Origin of the sequence: Microtetraspora niveoalba (assembly GCF_001570405.1) — a bacterium.
Classification (GTDB): Bacteria; Actinomycetota; Actinomycetes; order Streptosporangiales; family Streptosporangiaceae; genus Microtetraspora; species Microtetraspora niveoalba.
On the sequence record NZ_BBYM01000017.1, the window covers coordinates 136,680 to 158,112 of the forward strand.

24 protein-coding genes, 1 tRNA gene and 1 pseudogene are annotated in these 21,433 nt (G+C 69.4%); 14 read left to right on the top strand and 12 right to left on the bottom strand.

The window, feature by feature from the left end:
* Positions 1-151: 151 nt before the first annotated feature.
* On the bottom strand, positions 152-1,963 hold the full coding sequence (locus AWQ70_RS17205) for a SpoIIE family protein phosphatase (protein ID WP_157530117.1): 1,812 nt from the start codon (positions 1,961-1,963) through the stop codon (positions 152-154).
* Positions 1,964-2,057: 94 nt separating this feature from the next.
* Between AWQ70_RS17205 and AWQ70_RS17210 the strand changes: the two genes are divergently transcribed.
* Positions 2,058-2,768, top strand: a complete 711-nt coding sequence (locus AWQ70_RS17210; protein ID WP_067177151.1) for a GAF and ANTAR domain-containing protein — start codon at positions 2,058-2,060, stop codon at positions 2,766-2,768.
* Position 2,769: 1 nt separating this feature from the next.
* Here the strand turns inward: AWQ70_RS17210 and AWQ70_RS17215 are convergent, their stop codons facing one another.
* Positions 2,770-3,156, bottom strand: a complete 387-nt coding sequence (locus tag AWQ70_RS17215; RefSeq protein WP_067177153.1) for an STAS domain-containing protein — start codon at positions 3,154-3,156, stop codon at positions 2,770-2,772.
* A 375-nt stretch (positions 3,157-3,531) separates the two neighbouring features.
* Between AWQ70_RS17215 and AWQ70_RS17220 the strand changes: the two genes are divergently transcribed.
* The 3 genes from AWQ70_RS17220 to AWQ70_RS17230 all read left to right on the top strand — a co-directional run bounded on the left by AWQ70_RS17220 (position 3,532) and on the right by AWQ70_RS17230 (position 6,281).
* Positions 3,532-4,401 (top strand): SigB/SigF/SigG family RNA polymerase sigma factor, encoded by an 870-nt coding sequence (locus AWQ70_RS17220; RefSeq protein WP_084517244.1) that lies wholly within the window; start codon positions 3,532-3,534, stop codon positions 4,399-4,401.
* Positions 4,402-4,514: 113 nt separating this feature from the next.
* A complete protein-coding gene (locus tag AWQ70_RS17225; RefSeq protein WP_067177155.1) occupies positions 4,515-4,928 on the top strand; it encodes an ATP-binding protein in 414 nt (137 codons plus the stop codon).
* Between the two features lie 18 nt (positions 4,929-4,946).
* Complete coding sequence (locus tag AWQ70_RS17230) at positions 4,947-6,281, top strand: NAD(P)/FAD-dependent oxidoreductase (RefSeq protein ID WP_067177157.1); 1,335 nt, start codon at positions 4,947-4,949, stop codon at positions 6,279-6,281.
* Positions 6,282-6,369: 88 nt separating this feature from the next.
* Here AWQ70_RS17230 and AWQ70_RS17235 read toward each other — a convergent pair whose 3' ends face one another.
* From AWQ70_RS17235 to AWQ70_RS17250, 4 genes are all read right to left on the bottom strand, one after another.
* On the bottom strand, positions 6,370-6,789 hold the full coding sequence (locus tag AWQ70_RS17235) for a CBS domain-containing protein (protein WP_067177160.1): 420 nt from the start codon (positions 6,787-6,789) through the stop codon (positions 6,370-6,372).
* 408 nt (positions 6,790-7,197) lie between these two features.
* Complete coding sequence (locus AWQ70_RS17240; RefSeq protein ID WP_067177162.1) at positions 7,198-7,383, bottom strand: hypothetical protein; 186 nt, start codon at positions 7,381-7,383, stop codon at positions 7,198-7,200.
* A gap of 7 nt (positions 7,384-7,390) precedes the next feature.
* Entirely contained in the window at positions 7,391-8,089 is a 699-nt protein-coding gene (locus AWQ70_RS17245) for a hypothetical protein (RefSeq protein ID WP_067177164.1), read from the bottom strand.
* Positions 8,089-8,682, bottom strand: coding sequence for a hypothetical protein (locus tag AWQ70_RS17250; RefSeq protein WP_067177166.1), 594 nt, complete (start codon positions 8,680-8,682; stop codon positions 8,089-8,091). The genes AWQ70_RS17245 and AWQ70_RS17250 overlap by 1 nt, the downstream gene beginning before the upstream one ends.
* 150 nt (positions 8,683-8,832) lie before the next feature.
* Between AWQ70_RS17250 and AWQ70_RS17255 the strand changes: the two genes are divergently transcribed.
* Positions 8,833-9,111: a DUF6458 family protein gene (locus AWQ70_RS17255; RefSeq protein WP_067177168.1), complete on the top strand. Its 279-nt coding sequence runs from the start codon at positions 8,833-8,835 to the stop codon at positions 9,109-9,111.
* Between the two features lie 436 nt (positions 9,112-9,547).
* Here AWQ70_RS17255 and AWQ70_RS17260 read toward each other — a convergent pair whose 3' ends face one another.
* Positions 9,548-9,973: a hypothetical protein gene (locus tag AWQ70_RS17260; protein WP_067177170.1), complete on the bottom strand. Its 426-nt coding sequence runs from the start codon at positions 9,971-9,973 to the stop codon at positions 9,548-9,550.
* Between the two features lie 89 nt (positions 9,974-10,062).
* On the opposite strand from AWQ70_RS17260, the gene AWQ70_RS17265 reads away from it, so the two are divergent.
* Positions 10,063-10,136: transfer RNA gene (locus AWQ70_RS17265), tRNA-Pro, on the top strand.
* An 82-nt stretch (positions 10,137-10,218) separates the two neighbouring features.
* On the opposite strand, the gene AWQ70_RS17270 is transcribed toward AWQ70_RS17265, so the two are convergent.
* Positions 10,219-10,968, bottom strand: coding sequence for a tyrosine-type recombinase/integrase (locus AWQ70_RS17270; RefSeq protein WP_218004555.1), 750 nt, complete (start codon positions 10,966-10,968; stop codon positions 10,219-10,221).
* A gap of 801 nt (positions 10,969-11,769) precedes the next feature.
* Here AWQ70_RS17270 and AWQ70_RS17275 point away from each other — a divergent pair.
* The gene (locus tag AWQ70_RS17275; protein WP_157530118.1) at positions 11,770-12,237 is read left to right on the top strand and encodes a hypothetical protein; all 468 of its coding nucleotides are present in this window, start codon (positions 11,770-11,772) and stop codon (positions 12,235-12,237) included.
* Positions 12,238-12,746: 509 nt separating this feature from the next.
* On the top strand, positions 12,747-13,100 hold the full coding sequence (locus AWQ70_RS17280) for a hypothetical protein (protein WP_067177175.1): 354 nt from the start codon (positions 12,747-12,749) through the stop codon (positions 13,098-13,100).
* On the opposite strand, the gene AWQ70_RS42380 is transcribed toward AWQ70_RS17280, so the two are convergent.
* The 3 genes from AWQ70_RS42380 to AWQ70_RS17290 form a co-directional block, all read right to left on the bottom strand.
* The gene (locus AWQ70_RS42380; RefSeq protein WP_157530119.1) at positions 13,068-13,214 is read right to left on the bottom strand and encodes a hypothetical protein; all 147 of its coding nucleotides are present in this window, start codon (positions 13,212-13,214) and stop codon (positions 13,068-13,070) included. The genes AWQ70_RS17280 and AWQ70_RS42380 overlap by 33 nt on opposite strands.
* Positions 13,211-13,864 (bottom strand): chromate resistance protein ChrB domain-containing protein, encoded by a 654-nt coding sequence (locus AWQ70_RS17285; RefSeq protein ID WP_281197041.1) that lies wholly within the window; start codon positions 13,862-13,864, stop codon positions 13,211-13,213. The genes AWQ70_RS42380 and AWQ70_RS17285 overlap by 4 nt, the downstream gene beginning before the upstream one ends.
* A 459-nt stretch (positions 13,865-14,323) precedes the next feature.
* Positions 14,324-15,310, bottom strand: a complete 987-nt coding sequence (locus AWQ70_RS17290) for a DUF1259 domain-containing protein (protein WP_218004556.1) — start codon at positions 15,308-15,310, stop codon at positions 14,324-14,326.
* Positions 15,311-15,946: 636 nt separating this feature from the next.
* Here AWQ70_RS17290 and AWQ70_RS38955 point away from each other — a divergent pair.
* Both AWQ70_RS38955 and AWQ70_RS41245 read left to right on the top strand, forming a co-directional pair.
* Entirely contained in the window at positions 15,947-16,210 is a 264-nt protein-coding gene (locus tag AWQ70_RS38955; protein ID WP_157530121.1) for a hypothetical protein, read from the top strand.
* A gap of 13 nt (positions 16,211-16,223) precedes the next feature.
* A pseudogene (locus tag AWQ70_RS41245) lies at positions 16,224-16,428 on the top strand (IS3-like element ISRhosp5 family transposase); the annotation flags it as partial.
* A 597-nt stretch (positions 16,429-17,025) separates the two neighbouring features.
* On the opposite strand, the gene AWQ70_RS17300 reads toward AWQ70_RS41245, so the two are convergent.
* Positions 17,026-17,517, bottom strand: a complete 492-nt coding sequence (locus AWQ70_RS17300; RefSeq protein WP_067177182.1) for a MarR family transcriptional regulator — start codon at positions 17,515-17,517, stop codon at positions 17,026-17,028.
* A gap of 65 nt (positions 17,518-17,582) precedes the next feature.
* Between AWQ70_RS17300 and AWQ70_RS17305 the strand changes: the two genes are divergently transcribed.
* From AWQ70_RS17305 to AWQ70_RS17320, 4 genes are all read left to right on the top strand, one after another.
* A complete protein-coding gene (locus AWQ70_RS17305; protein WP_067177184.1) occupies positions 17,583-18,416 on the top strand; it encodes an NAD(P)H-binding protein in 834 nt (277 codons plus the stop codon).
* A complete protein-coding gene (locus AWQ70_RS17310) occupies positions 18,413-19,081 on the top strand; it encodes an NAD(P)-dependent oxidoreductase (protein ID WP_067177186.1) in 669 nt (222 codons plus the stop codon). The genes AWQ70_RS17305 and AWQ70_RS17310 overlap by 4 nt, the downstream gene beginning before the upstream one ends.
* A gap of 1,108 nt (positions 19,082-20,189) precedes the next feature.
* Positions 20,190-20,600 carry a hypothetical protein gene (locus AWQ70_RS17315; protein ID WP_067177188.1) on the top strand — a complete coding sequence of 137 codons (411 nt, stop codon included), beginning with the start codon at positions 20,190-20,192 and terminating at the stop codon, positions 20,598-20,600.
* A 184-nt stretch (positions 20,601-20,784) separates the two neighbouring features.
* Positions 20,785-21,429 (top strand): TetR/AcrR family transcriptional regulator, encoded by a 645-nt coding sequence (locus tag AWQ70_RS17320; RefSeq protein WP_067177190.1) that lies wholly within the window; start codon positions 20,785-20,787, stop codon positions 21,427-21,429.
* The last annotated feature ends 4 nt before the right edge of the window (positions 21,430-21,433 follow it).

Sequence of the window (21,433 nt, forward strand, 5' to 3'; positions counted from 1 at the left end):
TCGCTCTTCGTCCGGACATGATGGTTCCGCCGCTCCCAGGAGAGTCGGCCCGCCAGGGGGTGCGGGCCGCTCCCACGGCGCTTCGTCCTCCCCGGCCGGTCGCTGAGCAGGGCGAACGGGACCCGCCGCGACCGCCGGAGATCTACGGACGTCAGCGGGATCGGCGCAGGGTGAGCACGGTCATCTCGTCGAGGACACGATCTCCGGAGAACTCCCGGTGGTCCTCCTCGATCGCCTTCACCACGGTGCCCGGAGGCTGGCCGGCGCACCGCGCCAGGACCTCCGTGAGGCGGCCCTCGCCGTAGCTCGCGCCGTCCGGGCCCCGGGAGCCCACCAGGCCGTCGGAGTAGAGCAGGAGCGTCTCACCGGCCGTCATGGTCAGCTCCTCGGCGGCGGGGACGGCGCCCTCCTCGAACCCGAGCGGGACGCCGCCGCCCTCGGCGAAGCGCACCCCGCCGTCCGGGAGGAGCAGGGCGGCCGGGTGGTGCCCGGCCGAGGCGAGCCGGACCCGCCGCCCCCGTACGAAACCCGCCGCCGCCATGACGAACAGGCCGGTGTTCTGCGCGACCAGGGCGTCGTTGACCTTGCGCAGGGCCTCGGCGGGGTCGTCCTCGCCTACGCTGACCACGCGCAGCCCGCCGCGCACCAAAGCGGTGACCGACGCGGCCTCCTCGCCCCGGCCGGCCGCGCTGCCGATCACGAACCCCCAGCCGTCCCTGACCGGGAACACGTCGTAGAACTCGCCGCCGATCGCGCGCGGCTCCGACCCGGGGTGGTACGCCGCCGCCGTCTCGAAGCCGGGGATGTCCGGGAGCGTACGCGGGAGCACGCCGGTCTGGAGCGTCTCGGCCGCCTGGGACCGGCGCTGGAAGCCGCGCTGCGCCCGCATCGCCAGGCCGAGCTGGGCTCCGGCCTCCTCCAGCAGGCCGAGGTCCGCGAGCCCGAACGGCGGGCGGTCGCGCAGCCGTACCAGCGTGAGGACGCCGACGAGCTCCTGGCCGGCCTCGATCGGCACGGAGAGCAGCGACCCCGCCCGCATGCCGTCGAGGACGCCGGGGCCGAGGAGCCCGTCGTCGGCCAGCATCTCGTGCACCGTCCCGCTCCGGGTCTCCAGGACCTGGCCCACGACCGGCGCGCTCGCCGGGTCCATCCCCTCGACGGCGCGCTGCAGGCGGGTCGCCGGCTCGCTGGCTGGCGGGACCACGGCCGCCCGGTGCAGGGCCCCGTCCCGGAAGACGTCCGCGACCACCCAGTCCGCGGTCTCGGCGGCGAGCAGCCGCGCCGCGCGGATGAGGGCCACCGGCTCGCGCAGGCTCTCCTCGTCGAGCAGCAGCCGGGTGAGCCGGGCGAGCAGGTCGTGCCGCCGCGCGGCGGCCATGGTCGCGGAGTCGTCGGGGACCGGGGCCCCCGCGGCGGGCGCCTCCGGGAGCCGCACGTCGGTGGGCAGCACGACCGCCGCGATCATCTCGCGGGGTTCGCCCGGCATCCGCAGCCTGCTGAGCACGAGCCGCACGGTGTGCGTGCGGCCCTGGTGGGCCAGCCGGGTCTCGAAGGTCGCGCTCTCGTCGCCGTGCAACACGGCGGTCAGGTGGGACCGGAAGGCGGCGCGGCAGGAGACGTCCACCAGCAGCGGGAACGGCCGCCCGAGCAGATAACCCGCGGGGCTGCCGAGCAGCCGGGCGGTCTCGTTGTTGATCCGCCGCACCACGGCGCCGGTGTCCATGACGACCACCGGGACGGGAAGCGCGCGGAAGATCTGGCGCAGCAGCTTCTGCTCGCGCTGGTTGCCACCCTCCCTGCGCCTGCGGCTCCTCCCGAGCTCCGCGAGCGCCGACCGGAGCAGCTCCTCCGCCGCCTCCAGCTCGTCGAGCGCGGCACCGGGCGCGGACGTTTCGCGGAGCGCGGCGATGCGGGCGGCCAGCCCGCTCAGCTCACGTTCCAGCTCGGGTAGGTTGGTCAACATTTGCCCCCTCTCTCGTTCGAAGGTACGTCACCGGATTCCGCGAATCGACGGGGTCCGTATTAAGGCAGAAAGTAGGGGAATGACGGTTCCTGTCATGGAAACCACGCCGAGCCTCGCCCGCGACCTCGCCGCTCTGGGCAGAGTCGCCGAGGGCGTGTCGTACGAGAGCGTGCTGCGCGGTGTCACCGAGGCGGTGGCGCGCGGCGTGCCCGGATGCGCGGCGGGCACCGCCGAGCTGTGGCAGGAGGGGAGGGTGCTGCTCGCCGCCTCCCACAGCGAGCTCATCGCCCTCACCGACCAGGAGCGGGACCTGCGCGAGGGGCCGTCGAGGGAGGCGCTCGCGTCCGGGAGGCCGGTCGTGATCGCCGACGTGATGCGGGACGCGCGCTGGCCCCGCTACGCCGCGACCGCCGTGCGGCTCGGCGTCCGCTCGGTGCTGGCGCTGCCGATCGAGGTGGACCGCGCCGTGGTCGTCATCGGCCTGTACGCGGTGCGGCCCGGCGCCTTCGCCGGCGGCAGCCCCCTGATGACCATGCTCGCCGAGCAGGTCACCGTGGTGCTGTCCAACATCTGGGAGTACGACGACGTGGTCACGGGGGCCGCCCAGATGCAGGAGGCCCTGGCCGGCCGTTCGGTGATCGACCAGGCCAAGGGCATCATCATGTCGGCGAGCGGCTGCTCGGCCGAGGCCGCGTTCGACGAGCTGCGGCGGGTGTCGCAGCACCATCAGGTCAAGGTCGCCGACCTGGCCAGGCTGCTGGTCACCGAGCACCAGAACAAGCACGGCGGCAAGAGCGCGGATTGAGCTACCCGAGCCGCTCCCCGTCGGCGCCGAACGCAGCCAGCGCCTCGTCCAGCGTGTCGTACATCGGCAGCCTCTGGGAGAGGCCGGTCACCCACATCACCTTGGAGCTGGGGTACTGCACGCCCACGAGGGCGAAGTCGGCGCCGGCCCCGGTCGCGCGCTGCCAGTGGTGGACGATGAGCCCGAGCGCCCGCGAGTCCATGAACGTGACCCCGGCCAGGTCGAGGACCATGCCCGGCCCCTGATCGTCGGCGGCGGAGTCCAGATAGCCGGAGAACTCCTCCCTCGTCGTCGCGTCGAGCATCCCGGTGACGTGGATCACAACGACGCCGCCCGCCGGCGTGGCGTGCGCCGTGGAGTGCAGGGACAACGTCCCGGGGTTCGGCACCTCGCGCCTCCTAAGTCGTGCCTCGAAAGTCCTGTTCCGCCGCGCGCGACCCGGATGGCCGGTCGTCGCGGTGTCGTCGCCGCAGCCTCCCGGGCTACGGGTTCCCTCTCCGCCTCGCGGCGCGTACGTCCGAATCCACGCTCACGACGGGCAGCACTTTCCCGACACTCCCTCGACGAACGGAGGCCCCGCCGCGCGAGGCCTGTCCGGCAACTTTACTGGCGCTCAGGGGGTGGTGATACTTCGGACTTTGGGGGAATATCGGAGGAGAGGTCCAGCAGAGGGCCCTGTCTCGATGTTGTAGCGAGGCGCGCCGTCTGCGTGGGCTGGTCCCGGCTCGGCGTCGCTCGCGATGCGAGTACGAGGAGATTCCAGATGGCTGCCGAGGCTCGAGTAGCGACCATCCCCCAGCAGACCGGACCGGCGGGCGGACGCAAGGGAACGCCGCCGTCCCGGGCGAAGCACGCCCACTCCGCGGAACGGCCGATCGACCAGGACCGGCCGACGGCCGAGGAGCTCCTCGCCGAACTGGCCCGCGAGGACCTGTCCCAGGAGCGGCGCGAACGCCTCCGCGAGATGGTCGTCGAGATGCACCTGCCCATGGCGCGGGACGTCGCACGTAGATACCTGCACCGCGGAGAGCCGCTGGAGGACCTCCTCCAGGCGGCCTACGTCGGGCTCATGAAAGCGCTCAACGGGTACGACCCGACCCTCGGGCACGGTTTCCGCGGCTATGCCATGGTGACCATGACCGGCGAGGTGAAACGGCACTTCCGCGACCGCACCTGGGCCGTCCGCGTCCCCCGGCTCTACCAGGAGCGCCGCTCCGAGCTGAACCGGCTCGTGGCGGACATGACCCAGGAGCTCGGCCGGTTCCCGACGGTCGCCGAGCTCGCCACCAAGATGCGCATCTCGGAGGAGGACATGCTCCTCACGATGGACGCCTCCGCCGCGTACAGCACGCTGTCCCTGGACGCGCCGCTGGGCGCGGACGACGACGCGGCCGCGCTGGGGGACGTGCTCCCGGAGGAGGACGACGCGCTGGCGACGCTGGTCGACCGTGAGGCGGTCAAGCCGCTGATCGACGAGCTGCCCGAGCGGGAGAAGAACATCCTGCTGCTCAGGTTCTACGGCAACCTGACCCAGGCCGAGATCGCGGCCGAGTTCCACATATCCCAGATGCACGTCTCGCGGATCCTGCGGAAGGTGCTCGACCAGCTCCGGTCGGAACTCGTCGCGGGATGACGGGCCCCTGCCCGGGGGACGGTGGCGTCGGGGCGCCGCCGTTCCGGGGTATGTTCGACATCCGGCATCTTGCGGCCGACGATTCGGAAATGTCCTGTGGGAGGCGTTACCCGGTGAGCGAGGATGGCGTCCCACCGTCCGTTCCCGGCACGGCCAAGGAGCTCACGTTCTCCTTGGCCGACCTGCCCGACGTGCGCGAGTTCGCCGCGGTGCAGGCGCGCAGCCAGGGGATGCGGGAGGACGCCGTCGGCGACTTCGTCGTCGCGCTGAACGAGGTGGCGACGAACGCCGTGACCCATGGTGCAGAGGAGGCGCGGCTGCGCCTGTGGGGCGACCGCGACGCCCTGGTCGTGGACATACACGACGAGGGCAGGGAGTGGCGGCCGGAGGGCCCGCCCGGACGCGCCGCCCCGCCCGAGAACGCCACCCGCGGCATGGGCCTGTGGGTGGCCCGCAAGCTCAGCACCGACATCTGCATCGAAACGGGGAGCAACGGGACCACCGTCACGATGCGTTTCAGCGTCTGACAGGGGTAGTAGCCCCCCATGACTGTTCCCCGCATACTCGTGGTCGGCGGCGGCTACGTCGGCATGTACGCGGCGCTGCGGCTGCAGCGCAGACTCCGCCGCGCGGAGGCCCGCATCACGGTCGTCAACTACGACTCCTACATGACCTATCAGCCGTTCCTGCCCGAGGCCGCGGCCGGGAGCATCGAGCCCAGGCACGTCGTCGTGCCGCTGCGCCGGGTGCTCTCGCGGTGCGAGATCCTCAACGGCACCATCCTGCGGGTCAGCCTCGCCGAGAAGATCGCCGAGTTCCGGCCGCACGAGGGGGCGGAACGGGTGCTCGGCTTCGACTACCTGGTGTTCTCTCCCGGGTCGATCTCGCGGGTGCTGCCGATCCCCGGCCTCGCCGAGCGGGGGATCGGGTTCAAGACCGTGGAAGAGGCCATCCACCTGCGCAACCACGTCCTCGGCAAGCTCGACGTCGCCGCGTCCAGCTCCGACGAGCGGCTCCGCAGGCGCGCGCTCACGTTCGTCTTCGTCGGCGCCGGATTCGCGGGAGTCGAGGCGCTCGGCGAGCTGGAGGACATGGTCAGCGACGCCGTCAAGTACTTCCACGGCCTGCGCCGGCAGGACATGCGCTGGTTCCTCATCGAGGCGACCGACCGCATCCTGCCCGAGGTGGGGCTGGACATGGGCCGCTGGACCGCCGAACAGCTCCGCAGGCGCGGCATCGACGTCCGGCTGCGCACCCGGCTGCTGTCGGCCGAGAACGGGCACATCGTCCTGGACGACGGCGAGGAGTTCGACTGCGAGACCCTCGTCTGGACCGCCGGCGTCAAGCCGCACCCGCTGGTCCGATCGGGCGACCTGCCGCTCGACTCCAGGGATCGGGTGCTCGCCGACGAGTTCCTGCAGATCAAGGGAACCCGGTTCGCGTTCACGGCCGGCGACACCGCCGCCGTCCCCGACCTCACCCGGCCGGGCGAGTTCTGCCCGCCCAACGCCCAGCACGCCGTACGGCAGGCCCGGCGGATGGCCGACAACATCCTGGCCACGATCAGGAGCCGGCCGTGCAAGCCGTACCGGCACAGGAACGCGGGCGCGGTGGCCGCGCTGGGGCTGCGCAAGGGCGTCGCCCAGATCTACGGCCGGGAGCTGCGCGGGATGGTGGCCTGGCTGATGCACCGGAGCTACCACCTGTCGCGGATGCCCACCTTCAACCGCAAGTCCCGCATCCTGGCGGACTGGACGCTCGCCCTGTTCTTCCGCAGGGAGATCGTGTCGCTCGGCGCACTCCAGCGGCCGCGCGAGGAGTTCGAGCTCGCCGCCCGGACCACGCCGCACACGCCCGCCCGCGAGCCCGTCGGCCGCTGATCCCGGAACCCGGGGGCCCGAGGAACGTCGTCAGTCGCTCGGCGGTGCGGCGCTGATCTCGGAACCCGTGGGGGTCCGCGGAACGTCGTCAGTCGCTCGGCGGTGCGGCGCTGATGTCCGACAGCGCCGAGGTGGGATCCCACTCCACCGCCAGGTCGCCGAGGGAGACGATGCCGATGGCGTGCCCCTTCTCCACGACGGGTACGCGGCGGATCGCCTTCTCGCGCATCAACCGGACCACGTCGTCGGCGTCCTGATCCGGGCTCACGGTCACGACGTGCGTCGAGCACAGCGCCCCGATCGGGGTCACGCTCATGTCACGCGTCTCGGCGACCGCCCGGACGACGATGTCGCGGTCGGTGACCACGCCTCGCAGCCGGTCGCCCTTGGTCACGAGGACGTCGCCGATCGCCTGGTCGCGCATGAGCTTGGCCGCCCGCACCACCGGCGTGTCCTCGGGCAGCGTCACCGGATCGGGAGTCATGACGTCGCGTGCCTTCTGCTTCATGAAGATCAGCCCCTTCCGTCTCTCCCCGCCCTTGTCGGGTCTCGGACGGTTTCTGTCTCGGCCGGTTTCTGGGGGAACTCCGCTTCCGGGGGAACGCCTGCCGTGTGGTGGCCGATCCGGGGGTTCTCTCATTCGAGCGGGCTCCGATCGTCTCCGGCGGCCGCCGGGCTCCCATCTGTTCCCGGAGCCGCCGACCGATCCCCGCCCCGGCGGCCGGCGCCGGGGCTCGTACGGGCACCGGCGCGGTCGGCGTCGCGTCTCGGGTCGGTGCCGAGGGGCGCGAACCGGGGGTCCGGGGCTCGACGTGCCCGGACCGGGACGGCCTCGGACCTCGGAAGACCGGGGACCGGAGCGATCGGGGGGACGCGGGCCTGGGGGACATGATCACCCGATCGGGCGGGCGGGGGGTCAGCGCCGAGCACGGGAGCGCCAGCCCCCGCGCCAGGCGCTCGCCGTACCGATCCCGGCCTGGTGCAGCGCCAGCAGGCACAGACCGAGCGCGATGAGCGCGGTCGTGCCGATGCCGAGTCCCACGTCGAGGAGATCGAACAGGAAGGCGATCCCGAAGACGATCGCGGCGACGACGGCTAACATGCGGGCCTCACTTTCCGGTCAACCGAGTGAGCAGCGTCCTGTACTCGCGCAGCGCGAGCCGCAACTCCTCGGTGTCCTTGACGTCGGGGTTCTTCCAGTGGTCGGCCAGGCTGTGCCGCCGTTCGGTGATGGCGGAGACCGCCTCGCCGACGAGGGCGTCCGCCTGTTCGACCGAGCCGCGCGGATCGTCGACGAACGCGGCCTTGATGTCGCGCCATCGACGGTCCACGTCGATCCCGGCGAACTCCTGCCCGGTGTCCGCGCCCTCCTGCCCGGCGTCGCGGCTGTCCTCGCCTGTCACGCCGGTACGGCCCGGATCCCGGCTCGTCCCGCCGGGGCGGCCCGCCGCGAGCACGTCCCCTTGCGCCGGTACGGCGGCCCGCTCTCTCCCCGGCCGCTCGAAGCCGCCCGATCGCGCGGCGCCCGTCGCGTCACGTGCCGGGGTCTGAGGCATCGCGTCCTCACGGCGTACCGGCGCGCTCGGTTCGAAGCCCTCCGGGGCCACCGGCGCACCCCGGCCCCCTGCCTCGCCGGTGTCCCAGGTCGCTTCCGCCTCCTCGGGGGAGTAGACGGGACCCGGGCCCTCGAACCTGCTGTGCCGCTCGGCCTGCCCCTCCGAACCGGCGTCCCGCCGGATCCCGACCGGCTCCTCGCCGGTCGCGGCCCGGCCGTTGCCGTACCTGGAGTCGTAACGGTCCCTCTCCATCAGTGATCAGCCTCCCTGGCACTGGAACGTACGGCGCGGTGGCCGTCGGACTCGGCCGGCACTTCGTCGAGCAGCTCCTGGAAGAGCGCGCGGTAGTGGACCATGGCCTGGCGCAGCTCCTCGGTGGTGGCGTCCCGCCTGGCCGCGCGCCTGCTGATGTCGTGCGCCTTGCGGTAGTGGTCGAGCGTCGAGGCGTGCTCGACCGACAGGTCGCTGAGGCGCTGCTCGAAGTTCTCGGTCGGGTAGCCGCGATCGCCCATCACGGACGTGACCAGAGTGTCGGCCTCGGTCACCGCGAAGCCCGGGGCGTCGACGAAGCGCTCCTGGACCTCGCTCCACTTCCGCGCGTAGGAGTTCCTCGCCTCCTGCGTGAGGGGGCGGAGGTCGAGCCGGGAGTGCCGCTGTTCGCGAGCCCGCAGCTCCTCCTCGGCCTCTCTCCGGCTGTCGCGCTCCCGCACCGTACGTTCGTACTCCGGGCCGAAGCGATCTTGCAGGCGGCGCCGGCGGTTCAGGTTGGTCATCATGACGTAACCCACCGCGAGGATCACCACCACGATGGCAATGGCTACGACGAGCCATGCGACGGGGGTCATACAAGCCTCCAGAGATGAGTGCGTTGTCGCTTCGCACTGCCCTGGATACGGGCCTTCAAGCGCACGGACCGAGTCGAAAGCGACGGTCAAGCGCGCGTAATGCCGGGTTTCCCGGGTAGCCCGGACGGTCACCGCAAGAGGAGGCAAACCATGGGATTCGGAGCAAGTCTTGCGTTCATCGCCGTCGGCGCGGTCCTCGCCTTCGCCGTCAACTGGGACGTCCCCGGCATCGACCTGCACGTGATCGGGTGGATCCTCATCGCCGTCGGCGCCGTGGGAGCGCTGCTGACCGGTCTCTACACGCGCCGGCCCCGCACCGACGAGACGGTCGAGGTGGTCGAACCCGACACCGTGTACACCCCTGAGCCGACCGTCGAACCCCACGTCCACGTGCATGAGGAGAACCGCCGCATCCACCGGCACGACTGAGACGGCCCGGAGCCGGGATCTCACCGACGTTTCGCTGCCGGGGAGGCGGTAGGGCGGCGGCTTCGGTGCGCCGGCGGGCTGGACATGGCGACGGCCCGGCCGGGAGCCCGCCGCGTGCGGGAGTCGGGTCACCGCTCATGGCCGTCGCGGACAGAGAGTCTCGTTCGGACGTACGGCACAGCCATTGCGGGCGCGGGCCGCCTTCACGGTCTCCGTCGGTGTCGCTCGATGGGGGGCGCCGGGAAATGCCGGTATGCCGATCCCGATCTCGCTCCGGCCGCACCGGCCGCTCCGGCCGCTCCGGAGGCGACCGGCTATGGCGACGAGGCGGAACTCGTCGAGGAGGTCGGGACCTCGTCACGGCGGCGGAACTCGCCGAGGAGGTCGGAACAGACCGCCTGCCGCGCGGGCGCCGTACGCCAGGCGAGCGGCCGTGTCACTCGGGTGTCTCCAGCACGGCCAGCGCCTCCGCGAGAACGGCGGCGACATGGGACTCCGCGGTGGCCGGAACCTCGTGAAAGCCACGCTCGGGGTCGTAGGCGATGTCGAGGCCGTTGTCGACGAGACGGCCGGCCCAGCGCAGCGCCGTGTTGAGCTTCTCCTTAGGGACCGTACGGCCCTGCGCCACCGAGGACAGATTGCGGAGATTGGTGGCGGGCCCCGACTGGTTGTGTTCGCGGCGCAGCTTCCAGGGAAGGGCCCGGCTGTGGTCGGTCATCCGCTTGGAGAGCCCGGCCGCTCTCTTCGCCTGGAGGATGCCGGACTCCGTCACGCCGAACCGGGCGGCGAGGTCCGCGTTCGACCATCCGGCCGCGGCCAGCCGGGCCAGTTCCTCATGATCTACCAGCGGTTTTCTTCCCATGATCGACAGCTTAGGCCCGCCGAGGGACGACGTGTACGCACGTGGGCGGAATCTGCGCTAAGGTTGGTGTCGCTCGGCCAGCCGGGCAACGGGACGTAGCGCAGCTTGGTAGCGCACTTGACTGGGGGTCAAGGGGTCGCAGGTTCAAATCCTGTCGTCCCGACAGTAAAACAAGGCCTGTCGGCCGGGGCAAGAGCCCTGGTCAGCAGGCCTTGTTGCTGTGTTGTGGGTGTCCTTGCGATCAGCTAGACGGCCCTGAGCCGGGGACCATCTGGGGACCGTCTGACCGCGAGATGGGCGCTGAGCGCGGCCCCAGCCTCCGAGATCGAGCGCATGTCGGGGTGAAGATATCTCTGGGTCGTCGTCAGGGATCCATGTCCGGCGATCTTCCTGAGCACGTGGACCGGAACGCCGGCGTCGGCCATCCAGGTGAGACCCGTGTGCCGCAGATCATGCCGGCGAAGGTGTTCGTAGCCGAGGCGTGTCACCTCGTCATCCCAATGGGTGGCGTCTCTGAGCACCGCGGTGGTGATGCGTCCGCCCCGAGGGCCGGTGAACAGCCGGGCGGAAGGGTTCGAGCCGAGAGCATCCAGACGCCGGGCAACCAGGTCACGCACTTCCACGATCAGCGGGACGACGCGCGCACGCTTCCCCTTCGTCCCCTTGTCCACGGCCCCGCCAGGGCTGGGAGTCGTCTGCCGACGCACGGTCCACGTCCACGCCTTGCGGTCGATATCGCCTACCCTGACCCCGGAGACCTCACCGATGCGGGCAGCTGTACAGGCGGCGAAGATGACCACGTCACCCCAGCCCGCGTACCTGTCCGCCGATCGCTCGACCAGAGCGGCGGCGAGCTTGGAGAGAGTCTCCCAATCGGGCAGTGCCAGCGATCGAGGGTCATCCAGTTCGTCCTCTGCCCGCTGATACTCCCGCTGCCAGCCGGTCACCCGTGCAGGGTTGCGATCGATGATCCCGTCACGCACCGCCTGTTCCATGACCCGGACGAGCGTCCCAGTTCCTCGACGAGAGTGTCGACCTGCAAGCGGTTGAACATCGTGTCGTCGTAGGGATCGATGTGTCCGATCATGGGGAAAGCAATGCGATTAGTGCTTCGATAGCTGACGCGTGAATGCCTTGCCGGCCACGAGCAACGATCGTTCCGCTGTACTCCTGCACTCGATACGCGATCACAGGATCAGGGTTGCATAGGGGCCGCCACTGCGGCGGGTCCATGTTGTGGCCGAACCGGGCTACCGGCCCGGGGCTCGCGGTGATGCCAGGCGTAAATCTGTACAGCAGTCCGTACAGCAACGCGGCCTTACACGATCACACGCCACCGGCCCGCGTCTACCATCTGAGCAAGCAGGGATGCTGCTGACGACGCATCTACCCTTCCCTTGTAAGTAGAAGGTCGGGTGCGTGACCAACTGCGTGACAACGGCGATGGACAACCATGGATGCTGGCGGACGACAGCAGACGATCCCCGCAGGTGGCGACTCTGTGAGACCAGTTCGAGCGCGTTTCGTCGTTGCCTGATAAGGAACAGGTTGGAAACGGCGTGCCTAACTGTCGGCCGCGCCGCATTCAGGTCCGCACGCAGCAGGTGTTCGGCACACCCGCCAACGTCGGCGTCTTCACGGCTGGGCCAATACCACATGCAATCCCCTCTTAAGCCGGTTGCAAGAGGCCCGCCCCAGACTTCATTCGCCGATGAGCAATGTCTGACCAGTTTGGCCGTTGCTGGCGGCAAGCAGAGATACGGGCGCCGGAGAGTTTCTCAGAAGGGATGTATCCCATGGCCATCAAGTCTTCGAGTGGACGCACAATCGCTGCTTTGACGGTCGGCGTGCTCGCCGGGTCCCTCTTTGCGGCGGGCGGCATGGCCGCCGCATCCTCAGACTCCGGCGTCATCAACGCTTGCGTCAAGAACGGGTCGGGCGACGTCCGCATCGTCGCCGAGACGACCACGTGCAGGGCCAACGAACGCAAGCTTTCATGGAATGAGAACATCCCACAGGGGCCGGCCGACTCGATCAAGGCGAGCGTCGAGCACGGGGACTTTAACTTCCCCGGCTCGGGCAACAAGATCGTCTACTGCCCCAGCGGGAAGACCGCGACGGGCGGAGGATTCTTCCTGGACGAGCCCGCGGAGAACGGCCGGGAGATCATCGCGAGTGCTCCTTTGGTGGCCAAGGACAAGCCAACGGGCTGGCTGGCCGTCGCCAGGAAGGCTAAGGGAACCGTCTACGTGATCTGTGTCTGATATCCACTCGGCAGGCTCCCGAATGCCCAGGCAAGCCCGCAGGTAGATGATCCAGGGGTGATTCACGGACTCGAAATCCTCCATTGCGAGTGCGTGAGGAAGTCGGCGAAGTGAGCGAAACATCCGCAATCTTGAGAGCCGCGTCCTCTTAGCACTGAAAGCCACCGTCGATGTGCAGAGTGTGTCGGAGGCCACCGTGAACGAGATGAGGAACCAGCTCGGAACCTGGAACTCATATGCGCGCAGCGGTGCGCACATGTGATGCGCCCGCGGACCTGAGGGAGCTGACGAATATCGGCATGCGAATGTTCGGCGAGGCTAACTCACCCTCAGGGGTCGGGGAGGGGCGTCCCGCCGCGACCGTGAACTCGAACATGTGCGGATCATTCGGTGGAGGAGGCGCGGGTGCGGATCGCCTCCGTGGACGCCGCAGTTCCACGCACGGGAGCGGCTGCATCCGCTGGCAGCACGACGGATTCCCCATCCCCGGAGATTCCGGCGAGGTTCTGGTGCGGGACGCCGTCTGCCTGCTGGACATCCCCACCCACAAGACCGGTACCTCGTTCACCAAGCCCGTCGACCCCCTGCTCGGCAAGGCGATCGAGGCATGGCAGGAGCTCCGGCCGCAGCAGCCGAAGATGCTCGACCGCAAGACCAGCGAGCACGTGGACTTCCTGTTCGCCCACCGGGCCAAGCGTCTCGCCAACACCTACATCAACACCGCAGTCATACCATCGCTCTGTCGCAAGGCCGGCGTCCCGACCGCCGATGTCCGGGGCAACATCGCCAGCCACCGGGCCTGTCAATCCCCTGAAAGCGTGGAGACGGTCCTATGCCACAGCGGCCCTCAGCAGGGCCGTTGATGCTTGCCTCTTCTCAATCATCTGACGCTCGAACGTGACAGGCGGCAGCCCGTCGTTAGCGCTGTGCCTCCTGCTGGTGTTGTAGAAGTCGACGATCCAGGTCGCGATCTTCATCCGTGCCTCGGCCCGCGTACGGAAGCGCTGCCGGTGGCCGGGTCACCGACGAACACGAACTCCGCGTCGGGGTCGATGTGACGGCGGATCAGCCATGCGCACGCGGCCCTGTCGATGTGAACCCCCGCGCGGGTACTCCACTTCATCTCTGCCGCTCCTTCGTCTCCTCGCCGGTGGCCGCCTGGGGCGATGAGGGCATCGACCGCGGCGTGGGCGGTGCGGCGCTGGGGCGGATGGAAGTAGTCGCGGCGGCCGATGCGGCGCAACTCGGCCCGCAGCCGTCGGGCGGCTGAGTGCCGGGTCGCCTCGTCCTGGCCGGACGCGAGTGCGAGTGCGGCCTGCTCGCTGACGGCGGCGTATTCGGCCGCCCTGGCAGCAGACATCGATGCCGCGAGCCGTCGTTCCTGGGCGGTTGTGGCGGGGTGAGCCAGCCAGATCCCGGCGGTCCCGCCGACCTCGATCACCTCATCGTCGATCCACTCCAGTTGCTCGCGAGTACGCGCGTCGGCCGGCAGCGCGACCAGCCCATCGGACAGCTGTGCCACGCCCAGGCGCTTGAGCTTGCGCCAAACGCCGATGCGCGGGGTGGACGGCTCGCGGGGCAGCCGGTAGGACGGCAGCACCCATTCGCCTGTCCCGCCGTGCCGCATGTTCACGGCCCATCACCTCTGCCGGGGGCCCGCCCGGGTGGCAGGCATCTCATAGCGCGGTGGCGCCGATCAGCGCGGATGCGATCTCATGCACGCCATATCGGCGCGGTTCCTGTACCTGATCTGGTACGGGAGGGCTGGTGATGGGTGTCTCCGGGCGAACGCCCTGGTCGGCAACTCGAACGCCAGCCCATCCCGCTGGTCGTGTGGCCGCTTCCCCCTTTCAGCTTCGCCTGTCCCGCTTCGCCCGAATGATCGCGTGCCCCGTCTGGGCGACCGGATCGCGTCGGGCGCCGAGACGGGCGCCCAAGCGCCGCCATTCAGCCCCGCAGCGAAGCGCCGCCAGTCCCGCCTCGCGGTCCGGGAGCAGGAGCCGGCGCAGCGACTTCCACATACCGGCCTGGCTGTGGTGTCCGGCCGTCCCGTTCATCGCGCCCCCTATTGCTGGTGGCCGTAGCTTCAGGCAGCCGGTTTGATGTTGCTGGCCGCTACCGCCTGATGCAGCGTGCGGGCGAGCTTGACGGCATCGTCGACCGCCCAGAAGTGCATGTAGAACATGCGGGGCTGATCGTCGAGGGTGTGGTTGTGCAGCTCGACGATGTCGATGCCGCCCCGGCGGAGAGCGCGGATGACGTTCTGGACCTCTGGGGCGGTCATGACGAAGTCGCCGTTGATGGCGGCCTTTCCGCCCCCGGTCGGCTGGAAGTTCAGGCCGGTGGACACGCCCATCCCCGCTGGGGTGACCCGGTTGCCGGAGGAGACGTCCTCGCGGCGGGCGAAGGTGAACTTGTAGATGCCGCCGTCGTTCGTGCCTTTAGTCCCCAGGGCGGCGTCGATCCCGGCGGTGTCCAGGTCGATCGGCGGTGGTGATGACGGAGGGGATGCGGGAGGGGTGGCTGTCTGATCCAGAGCGGAGCGGATGCCGCGGGCGATGGTCGCCGGGTCTCCCATGGCGTGGATGTGGGTCCACCAGACTGGCGGTTCGTGGGCCAGAAGGTGTTTGTGCAGTGCGGTCTGGGAGATCCCGGCCGCTTGTAGGGCGTCGGTCACCTTGCCCACTTCATCTTCGGTGACCACGAGATCGCCCATCATCATCGTCTGGCCGTCTCCGTAGCGGGTGAAGGCCGCGTACGAGCCCAGCGCGAACCCCGGCTTGATGGGAACTCCTTTGGATGTGACCTTGAGGTCTGATCGGGGGAATCCCACCCGGTACACGGTGTGATCGGTTGACAGCTTTCCGGATCTGCCCAGTGCCTGGGCGGTCGACTTCCAGTCGGCCTCGCTGGTGGCCACCGGCCGCAGGAGGGGGTCCTGTTGTGGTGCGTCCCCGTCAGCTGCGTACGCGGTCGCCATGCCCGAGCCGCCCGATGCTGTCACCAGCGCGACTATCACCACAAGCCCTGTTGTGCGGATCCGGCTCATGCGTGGGAACGAAACAGTGTGCATCGTGTGCTCCCCTCAGCACCCGACGAAACACCTCTGCAACCACGGTTACATCGGCCCGCCCTGGATGGAAGACATTCCACGTCTTTCATGCCGGTTGCTGACAACTCCACGACCTACCTTGGGCCGGATGACTCGTAGTGGCCGTCATGGTGGCGGTCAGCGGGGGAACGAGTCATAGAGCGGAGCCTCCTGCCGCTAACTCATGAGGTGCACGTCGTCCATGTGCTCTGAACACCAAATAGCACGGGCATCGCATGACCGTGCCTTGCCCACATATGGTGCGCCCCCGAAGGACCTCGTCATGGGTGTCTCTTCCCGCTGGTTATCGCGTCGGCGTGCTGGCGTCGTGGCCGTAGTTCCTGCCGCGCTCGCGCTCGTGCTCGCCGCCTGCGGCCTCAACCCCGGTTCTGGGGACCATGCCCCGGTGCTGAGCACGGGCCACAGCTCGATGCCCGCCACGTCGTCGCCAATACCCGGTATGGGCACCATGGACGGCTTGTCCTCCGAGCAGGCCGGCTACACGATGGCCTCCAGCACCGCCACACTGCCGTCCGGCAAGGCCGCCGACTACCGGTTTTCACCATTACCGGCCCGAACGGCAAGCCTGTCACCGCTTTCGCCATCACGCAGACCAAGGTGCTGAACTTCTACGCCATCCGCTCGGACCTGACCGGTTCTCAGCACATCCACCCGACGATGGCCTCCGATGGCGTCTGGACCGCCTCGCTGGCCGCGCTTCAGCCCGGGACATGGCGGCTGTTCACCCAGTTCACTCCGGACACCGGCTCAGGCAAGGGCCAAGACTTCGTTCTCAGCCGCACCGTCACCGTTCCCGGACCGGTCACCCCCGTCGCCCTGCCCAGGCCTCAAGCTCCACGACGGTCGACGGCTATGTCGTGAACGTGCGCGGATCGGGGCGATCTTTCACAGCTACCACGGGGCGCAATACACCTCTGCTGACTTTGCCGCCGTGTGCAGGCAGCTCGGGGTGCGCCAGTCGATGGGAGCGGTGGGCACCAGCGCGGATAACGCTCGCTGAGGCCCTCAACGCCACCCTCAAAGGCGAGACGCTCCAGGGCGCCAAGTACTGGCCCTCTGCCCACGCCGCCCGGCTGGCCGGTATCATCCTCAAGCTGCTGACCATCCCCGGTCACTACGACATCGCGCTGCGCGACTTCGGCCTCCTGCTCGGCGCAGTCGCTCTCGCCCGGCTCGCCCAGCGCTACCACAGCACACGGCAGTCGCACTGAAGAGCCCGCAGCAGACACCGCAGGTCGGCGTAGGAGGTCCGTGGCCTCCTATGCCGACCGCCTTGTGGCTGAACGTACCGGCCTTTAGGTGCTGGTCAGTTGCTCGCCACAGCTGGGGGCATCATGTTCCCCTTTTGCCGCCCCGGCGCGGGAGGCAATGCGGGAGCCGGTGGGGGCGGGGTGCGGGGCGAGCAGCAACGTCTTCTCGGCGCGGATCACACCGCGACGCCGAGAACCCGTCACACCTTGGCCACGCTGCTGTGCCCGCGAGGTGATGTGGAGGGCGGCAGGCGCTAACTCCAGACGAAACTGGACGGCAGAGTCCGCGTATTGGGCCACACCCACCCGGAGACCCTGCACACACGGCGTGACCTGGATGAGCCGACCGGCTGACGAACGCACTCGCAAGCTGCAAAGGTCGGCTGTTCGAGCCCGGCACGGTCCAGTCGATGCGCAGGCACGCGGTCAGGCATCGCCGCCGGTGGTGAGGTCGCGGGTCGCGGTGAGTCCGGCGTCAGTGGTCTTGCGGAGGAAGTCGGCGAGCAGCCTGAGCTGCTCCTCGTCGTACTCGGCGCAGATCAAGTCCATGGCCGAGTTCATTCCGGCGAAGAGCTGGTACATCTCCCTCCCGCGGTCGGGCAGCGCCCGGACGGTGACGGCGCGCCGGTCGTCAGGGTCGCGTTCGCGGGCGATCCAGCCGGCGTGTTCCAGCCGGTCGAGGATTCCGGTCATGGTGGCCGGGTGCAGCCCGGCCTGGCGAGCCAAGGTGCTTGGGCTCAGCGGCCCGTGTCGGCTGATGAGGTCCAGGCAGCCCATGTCGATGTCTTTGAGGGCGAGTTGGACGCCGACCTGGCGGTTGAGCATCGACAGCTGGTTGTGCATGCCGCGCAGGGCGTCCTTGATCTGGGTGGTGAGCCGCCTGCGGGTACGCCCGTCTCCAGATGTTACGTAACTCATATTGTCTCGATCTCAAACTCAACTACTATGACCTTCGTATGATATGACAGTGGAAGGATTCAGTCATGATCCTGATCACCGGCGCCACCGGCGTTGTCGGCAGGGAAGCCGTCCGCCTCCTGGGTGAGGAGGGAGCGAAGGTCGCCGCCGTCACCCGTAACCCGCACGCCGGCTTCCCCGCAGGTACACAGCTCGTCCACCCCGCCGAGGTCGCCACCCTCGACGGCGTCGAAGCCATCCTGCTCAGTCCGCGCGCCGTCGGAGCCGCTGCCGCCGGCCTTCTGGGCCACGCCCGCGAGACGGGCGCGAGGAGGGTTGTCGTGCTGTCCGCCGTCACCGTGCAGTACCCAGCCGGGCAGGCACGCTTCCGGCAGCAGTTCCATGCGGTCGAGGACCTCGCCAAGGGTTGCGGCCTGGACTGGACGATCCTGCGCTGCGCCGACTTCGCCGCCAACACGCTGGCCTGGGCCGGGCAGATCCAGGCGACCGGGACCGTGCGGGGGGCGTACCCGCGGGCGAGGACCTCGACGATCGACGAGCGCGACATCGCCGCGGTGGCCGCCCTCGCCCTGACTCACCCGCAACACGCCGGTCAGACGTACCTGCTCACCGGTGAGCAGTCGCTGAGCCAGCCGGAGAAGGTCGCCGCGATCGGCGCGGCGCTCGGCCGAGCGCTGTCGTTCGTCGAGGCCACACCGGATGAGATACGCCGCGGCATGCTCGCCGCCGGCCTGCCCGACGAGGTGCCCGACCGGCTGCTCGGCTCGCTGGCCGACTACGCCCGCGAAGCCGGGCCCACCACCGACACCGTACGGCGGCTGCTGGGCCGCCCGGCGCGGACGTACGCCACCTGGGCGACGGACCACAGCGCCGCCTTCAGCTCGGGAGGACAACGATGAAACTCACGATGGTGGCCGCCACCGGCGGCATCGGACGACACCTGGTCGAGCAGGCGGTGGCCGGCGGGCATGACGTGACCGCTGTGGCCCGCCGCCCACGTGACCTGCCGGACGGCGTCCGGGCTGTCGCCGTCGACCTCGCCCGGCCGGACATGCGGGCACTCGCCTCGGCGATACGCGGAGCCGACGCCGTACTGTCCGCGCTCGGCCCGCGAAACCCACGCGCGGACGCGGGCATCACCTCGCGTGGCACCCGCGCGATCGTCACGGCGATGCAGGCCGAGCACGTCCGGCGGATCATCATCGTCAGCGCCGCACCCGTCGGACCGGTGGCGGTGCCCGGCCGGCCGAAGCCACCCAGGCACGACCCCGGCGATGGCATCTTCATGCGGTACCTGGGCGCTCCGCTGACTCGGGCGATGTTCGGCCGGCACTACGCCGACCTCGCCATGACCGAGCAGATCCTGCGCGACAGCGGTCTGGAATGGACGGTGTCGCGCCCGCCCAAGCTCACCGACAAGCCGCTGACCGGCAGGTACCGGACCGCATTGAACCGCAACATCCGGGGCGGCTTCTCCGTGCCGCGCGCCGACGTCGCCCACCACATGCTCGCCATGATGGACCAGCCGGAGACGATCAAGCAGATCGTCGGAATCGCGAGCTGACGGGTGGGAAGGGAGCGGTAGGCACAACGATGTAGTCGCGACCGGGCGTCGCCTCAAAGGGCCGGGGTCCACATCCGGCCAGAGATACTCGCAGATCTCCTCGCGTTCCAGCCCTTTCGGATGGACCGCGAGGAGAACGAACAACTCCAGAGCCTTGGTTCGGCCGGAGACGTCGACCGCCTTACCATCGACCTCGACGATCGGCTCGCCGACGATACTCAATCGCACGCGGCGCTCCGCGGTACTGGGTGGCGGCACGGACAAGTCCACTTCCCGTGCCGGCTGCTCTGCGGGCATGCCGTTCCCCGCGGCGAGCTTGTGGAGCACCGCGCTCGCGGATTCCTGGGGCAGGTGGAACAGGGGGTGTCTCGCAGCTTCTCGGCCAGTGCCCCGGACGCCTCCGCCACCGGGTGGTCCTCGTCGACCTCACAGGTCGTTCCGGACGCCGACCGCCCGACCACCAGTGCTCCAATGCCGAAACTGGACGCGAGGCCCATGAGCGTGTCCAGATACGAGTGCCCTTCCCCCCGTGACGGAGCGCCAACTGCCGCACATGCCGGTACGACACCGCCGCGGCAATGACCGCGACCGGCATCACGGACGAGGTGGTCGTCCCTCGGATCCAACGATCAGCGTCGACGACGAGGAAGAGCCCGTCGGTCCACACCGCCCTTGACCACCTCGGCGCGGGTCTCAACAATGAGACGGCCCCGAGGAAACCGCAGATGAGAGCGCCGTAAATTTACGGCATGCCCGGCCCGGGACGCCCATCACGAGATCGGCGTAAATCCGCCCATCGTAAGAAGGCCTTCCTCGTCGAGGAGTCGTTCCAGTGCAGCAACATGGCCGAGGTGGAAGAGCTTGAACTCAGGCACGATCTCTCCTCCCCTGCGTTCGTCCCCGCGGTTGTTACTACGCAGCGTTTCGAGATCCGCTAGCACAGTCATTGGTTGTTGCGATCCTCGGCCGCCCCGGAGGACGACCGCCACCGGAGGGGGTCAACGGGGCCACGCCGCCGCCGCTGCGTTGCGATCCTCGGCCGCCCCGGAGGACGACCGCCACCCCTGCTCGCCTGGCGTGTGTCTGTGGCCCTCCAGTTGCGGGCCAGTTGGTGGAGAGCGGAGTCACCTTCGCCAGGGACCTCGGCGCGCCGCGCGGACTCTCCGCGCGGATCCGCGATGAGATCCGGAGCGGGACGGCGCCGGGCCCCCGCCCGCTGACCCGGACCAACGGGCACTGCTGGTTCATGGATAACGAGTCGGCGCGGTTGTCGACGGCCTGCGCGGCCTCGTCGCCTCCGGCCTGTCCGTACGGCAGGCGCTGGCGGCGGCCACGGAGGCCGGGATGCGCGCCGCCGGACTGGCGAAGGCGGGCGCGGTCAAGCCGGGATACCTGGCCGGACCTGATCGCGGTCGACGCCGACCCGCGGTCCGGCGTCGACGCGCTGCTGGATCCCCCGTTCGTCGTCGTGGGCGGTCGCGTCGTCAAGGACGTCATCGGCCGCGCCGCCGCCGGGTAAGCGCCGCTCGAAGCGGTGAGCGGCAGGTCGTACCCGCGGTGCCTGGTGGGATCTGCCCGCCGAGTCCGGACCGGGGTCCCTATTACCCGCCGCTACCCAAGGCTCCAGAGCCCCGCGTTCCCTCCGGTGCGGGGCTTTTCCCTGCGACTTGCCATGCATTGAACATGTGTTTAGCATTTAAAACATGTGTTCAGCATCGTCGGACCTGACCGCCCAGGCCAAGATCCGAAACGCGGCCATCGCGCACTTCGCCCAGGACGGCTTCCAGAAGGCCAACCTGCGCGCCATCGCGGCGACCGCGAGAGTGAGCGCCGGCCTGGTCATCCACCACTTCGGCAGCAAGGAGAAGCTCCGGAGCGTCTGCGACGACCACGTCCTGCGCCTCCTGGTCCAGCGGGCCGACGAAGCCCGCCCGAGCGGCATGCAGGACCCCTTTCGCGAATATCTGTCCAACCCGGAGGAATACCGCCTCCAGGTGCAGTACATGCTGCGCGCGATCGAGGAGGACATGCCCGCCGCGGCCACGTTCGTCAACACGCTGGTGGACGAGTCCGAGGAGATCCTGCGGGCCGGGATCGCCGACGGCACGATGCACCCGTCTTCGGACGTGCGGGCGCTGGCGGTGCTGAGCGTGCTTCACAGCGTGGCCACGCTGACCATGCCGCCACCCCTGGCGCGGGCGCTGGGTTACGAGCGGTTCGGCCCCGACGTGCTGCGCCGCCTGGCGCTGCCCACGCTGGAGCTCTACACCCATGGGCTGTTCACCGACGATGCCGCGCTGAAGGCAGCCCGGGCCGCGCTGAACGACTCACCACAGGAAGAGGACTGACACG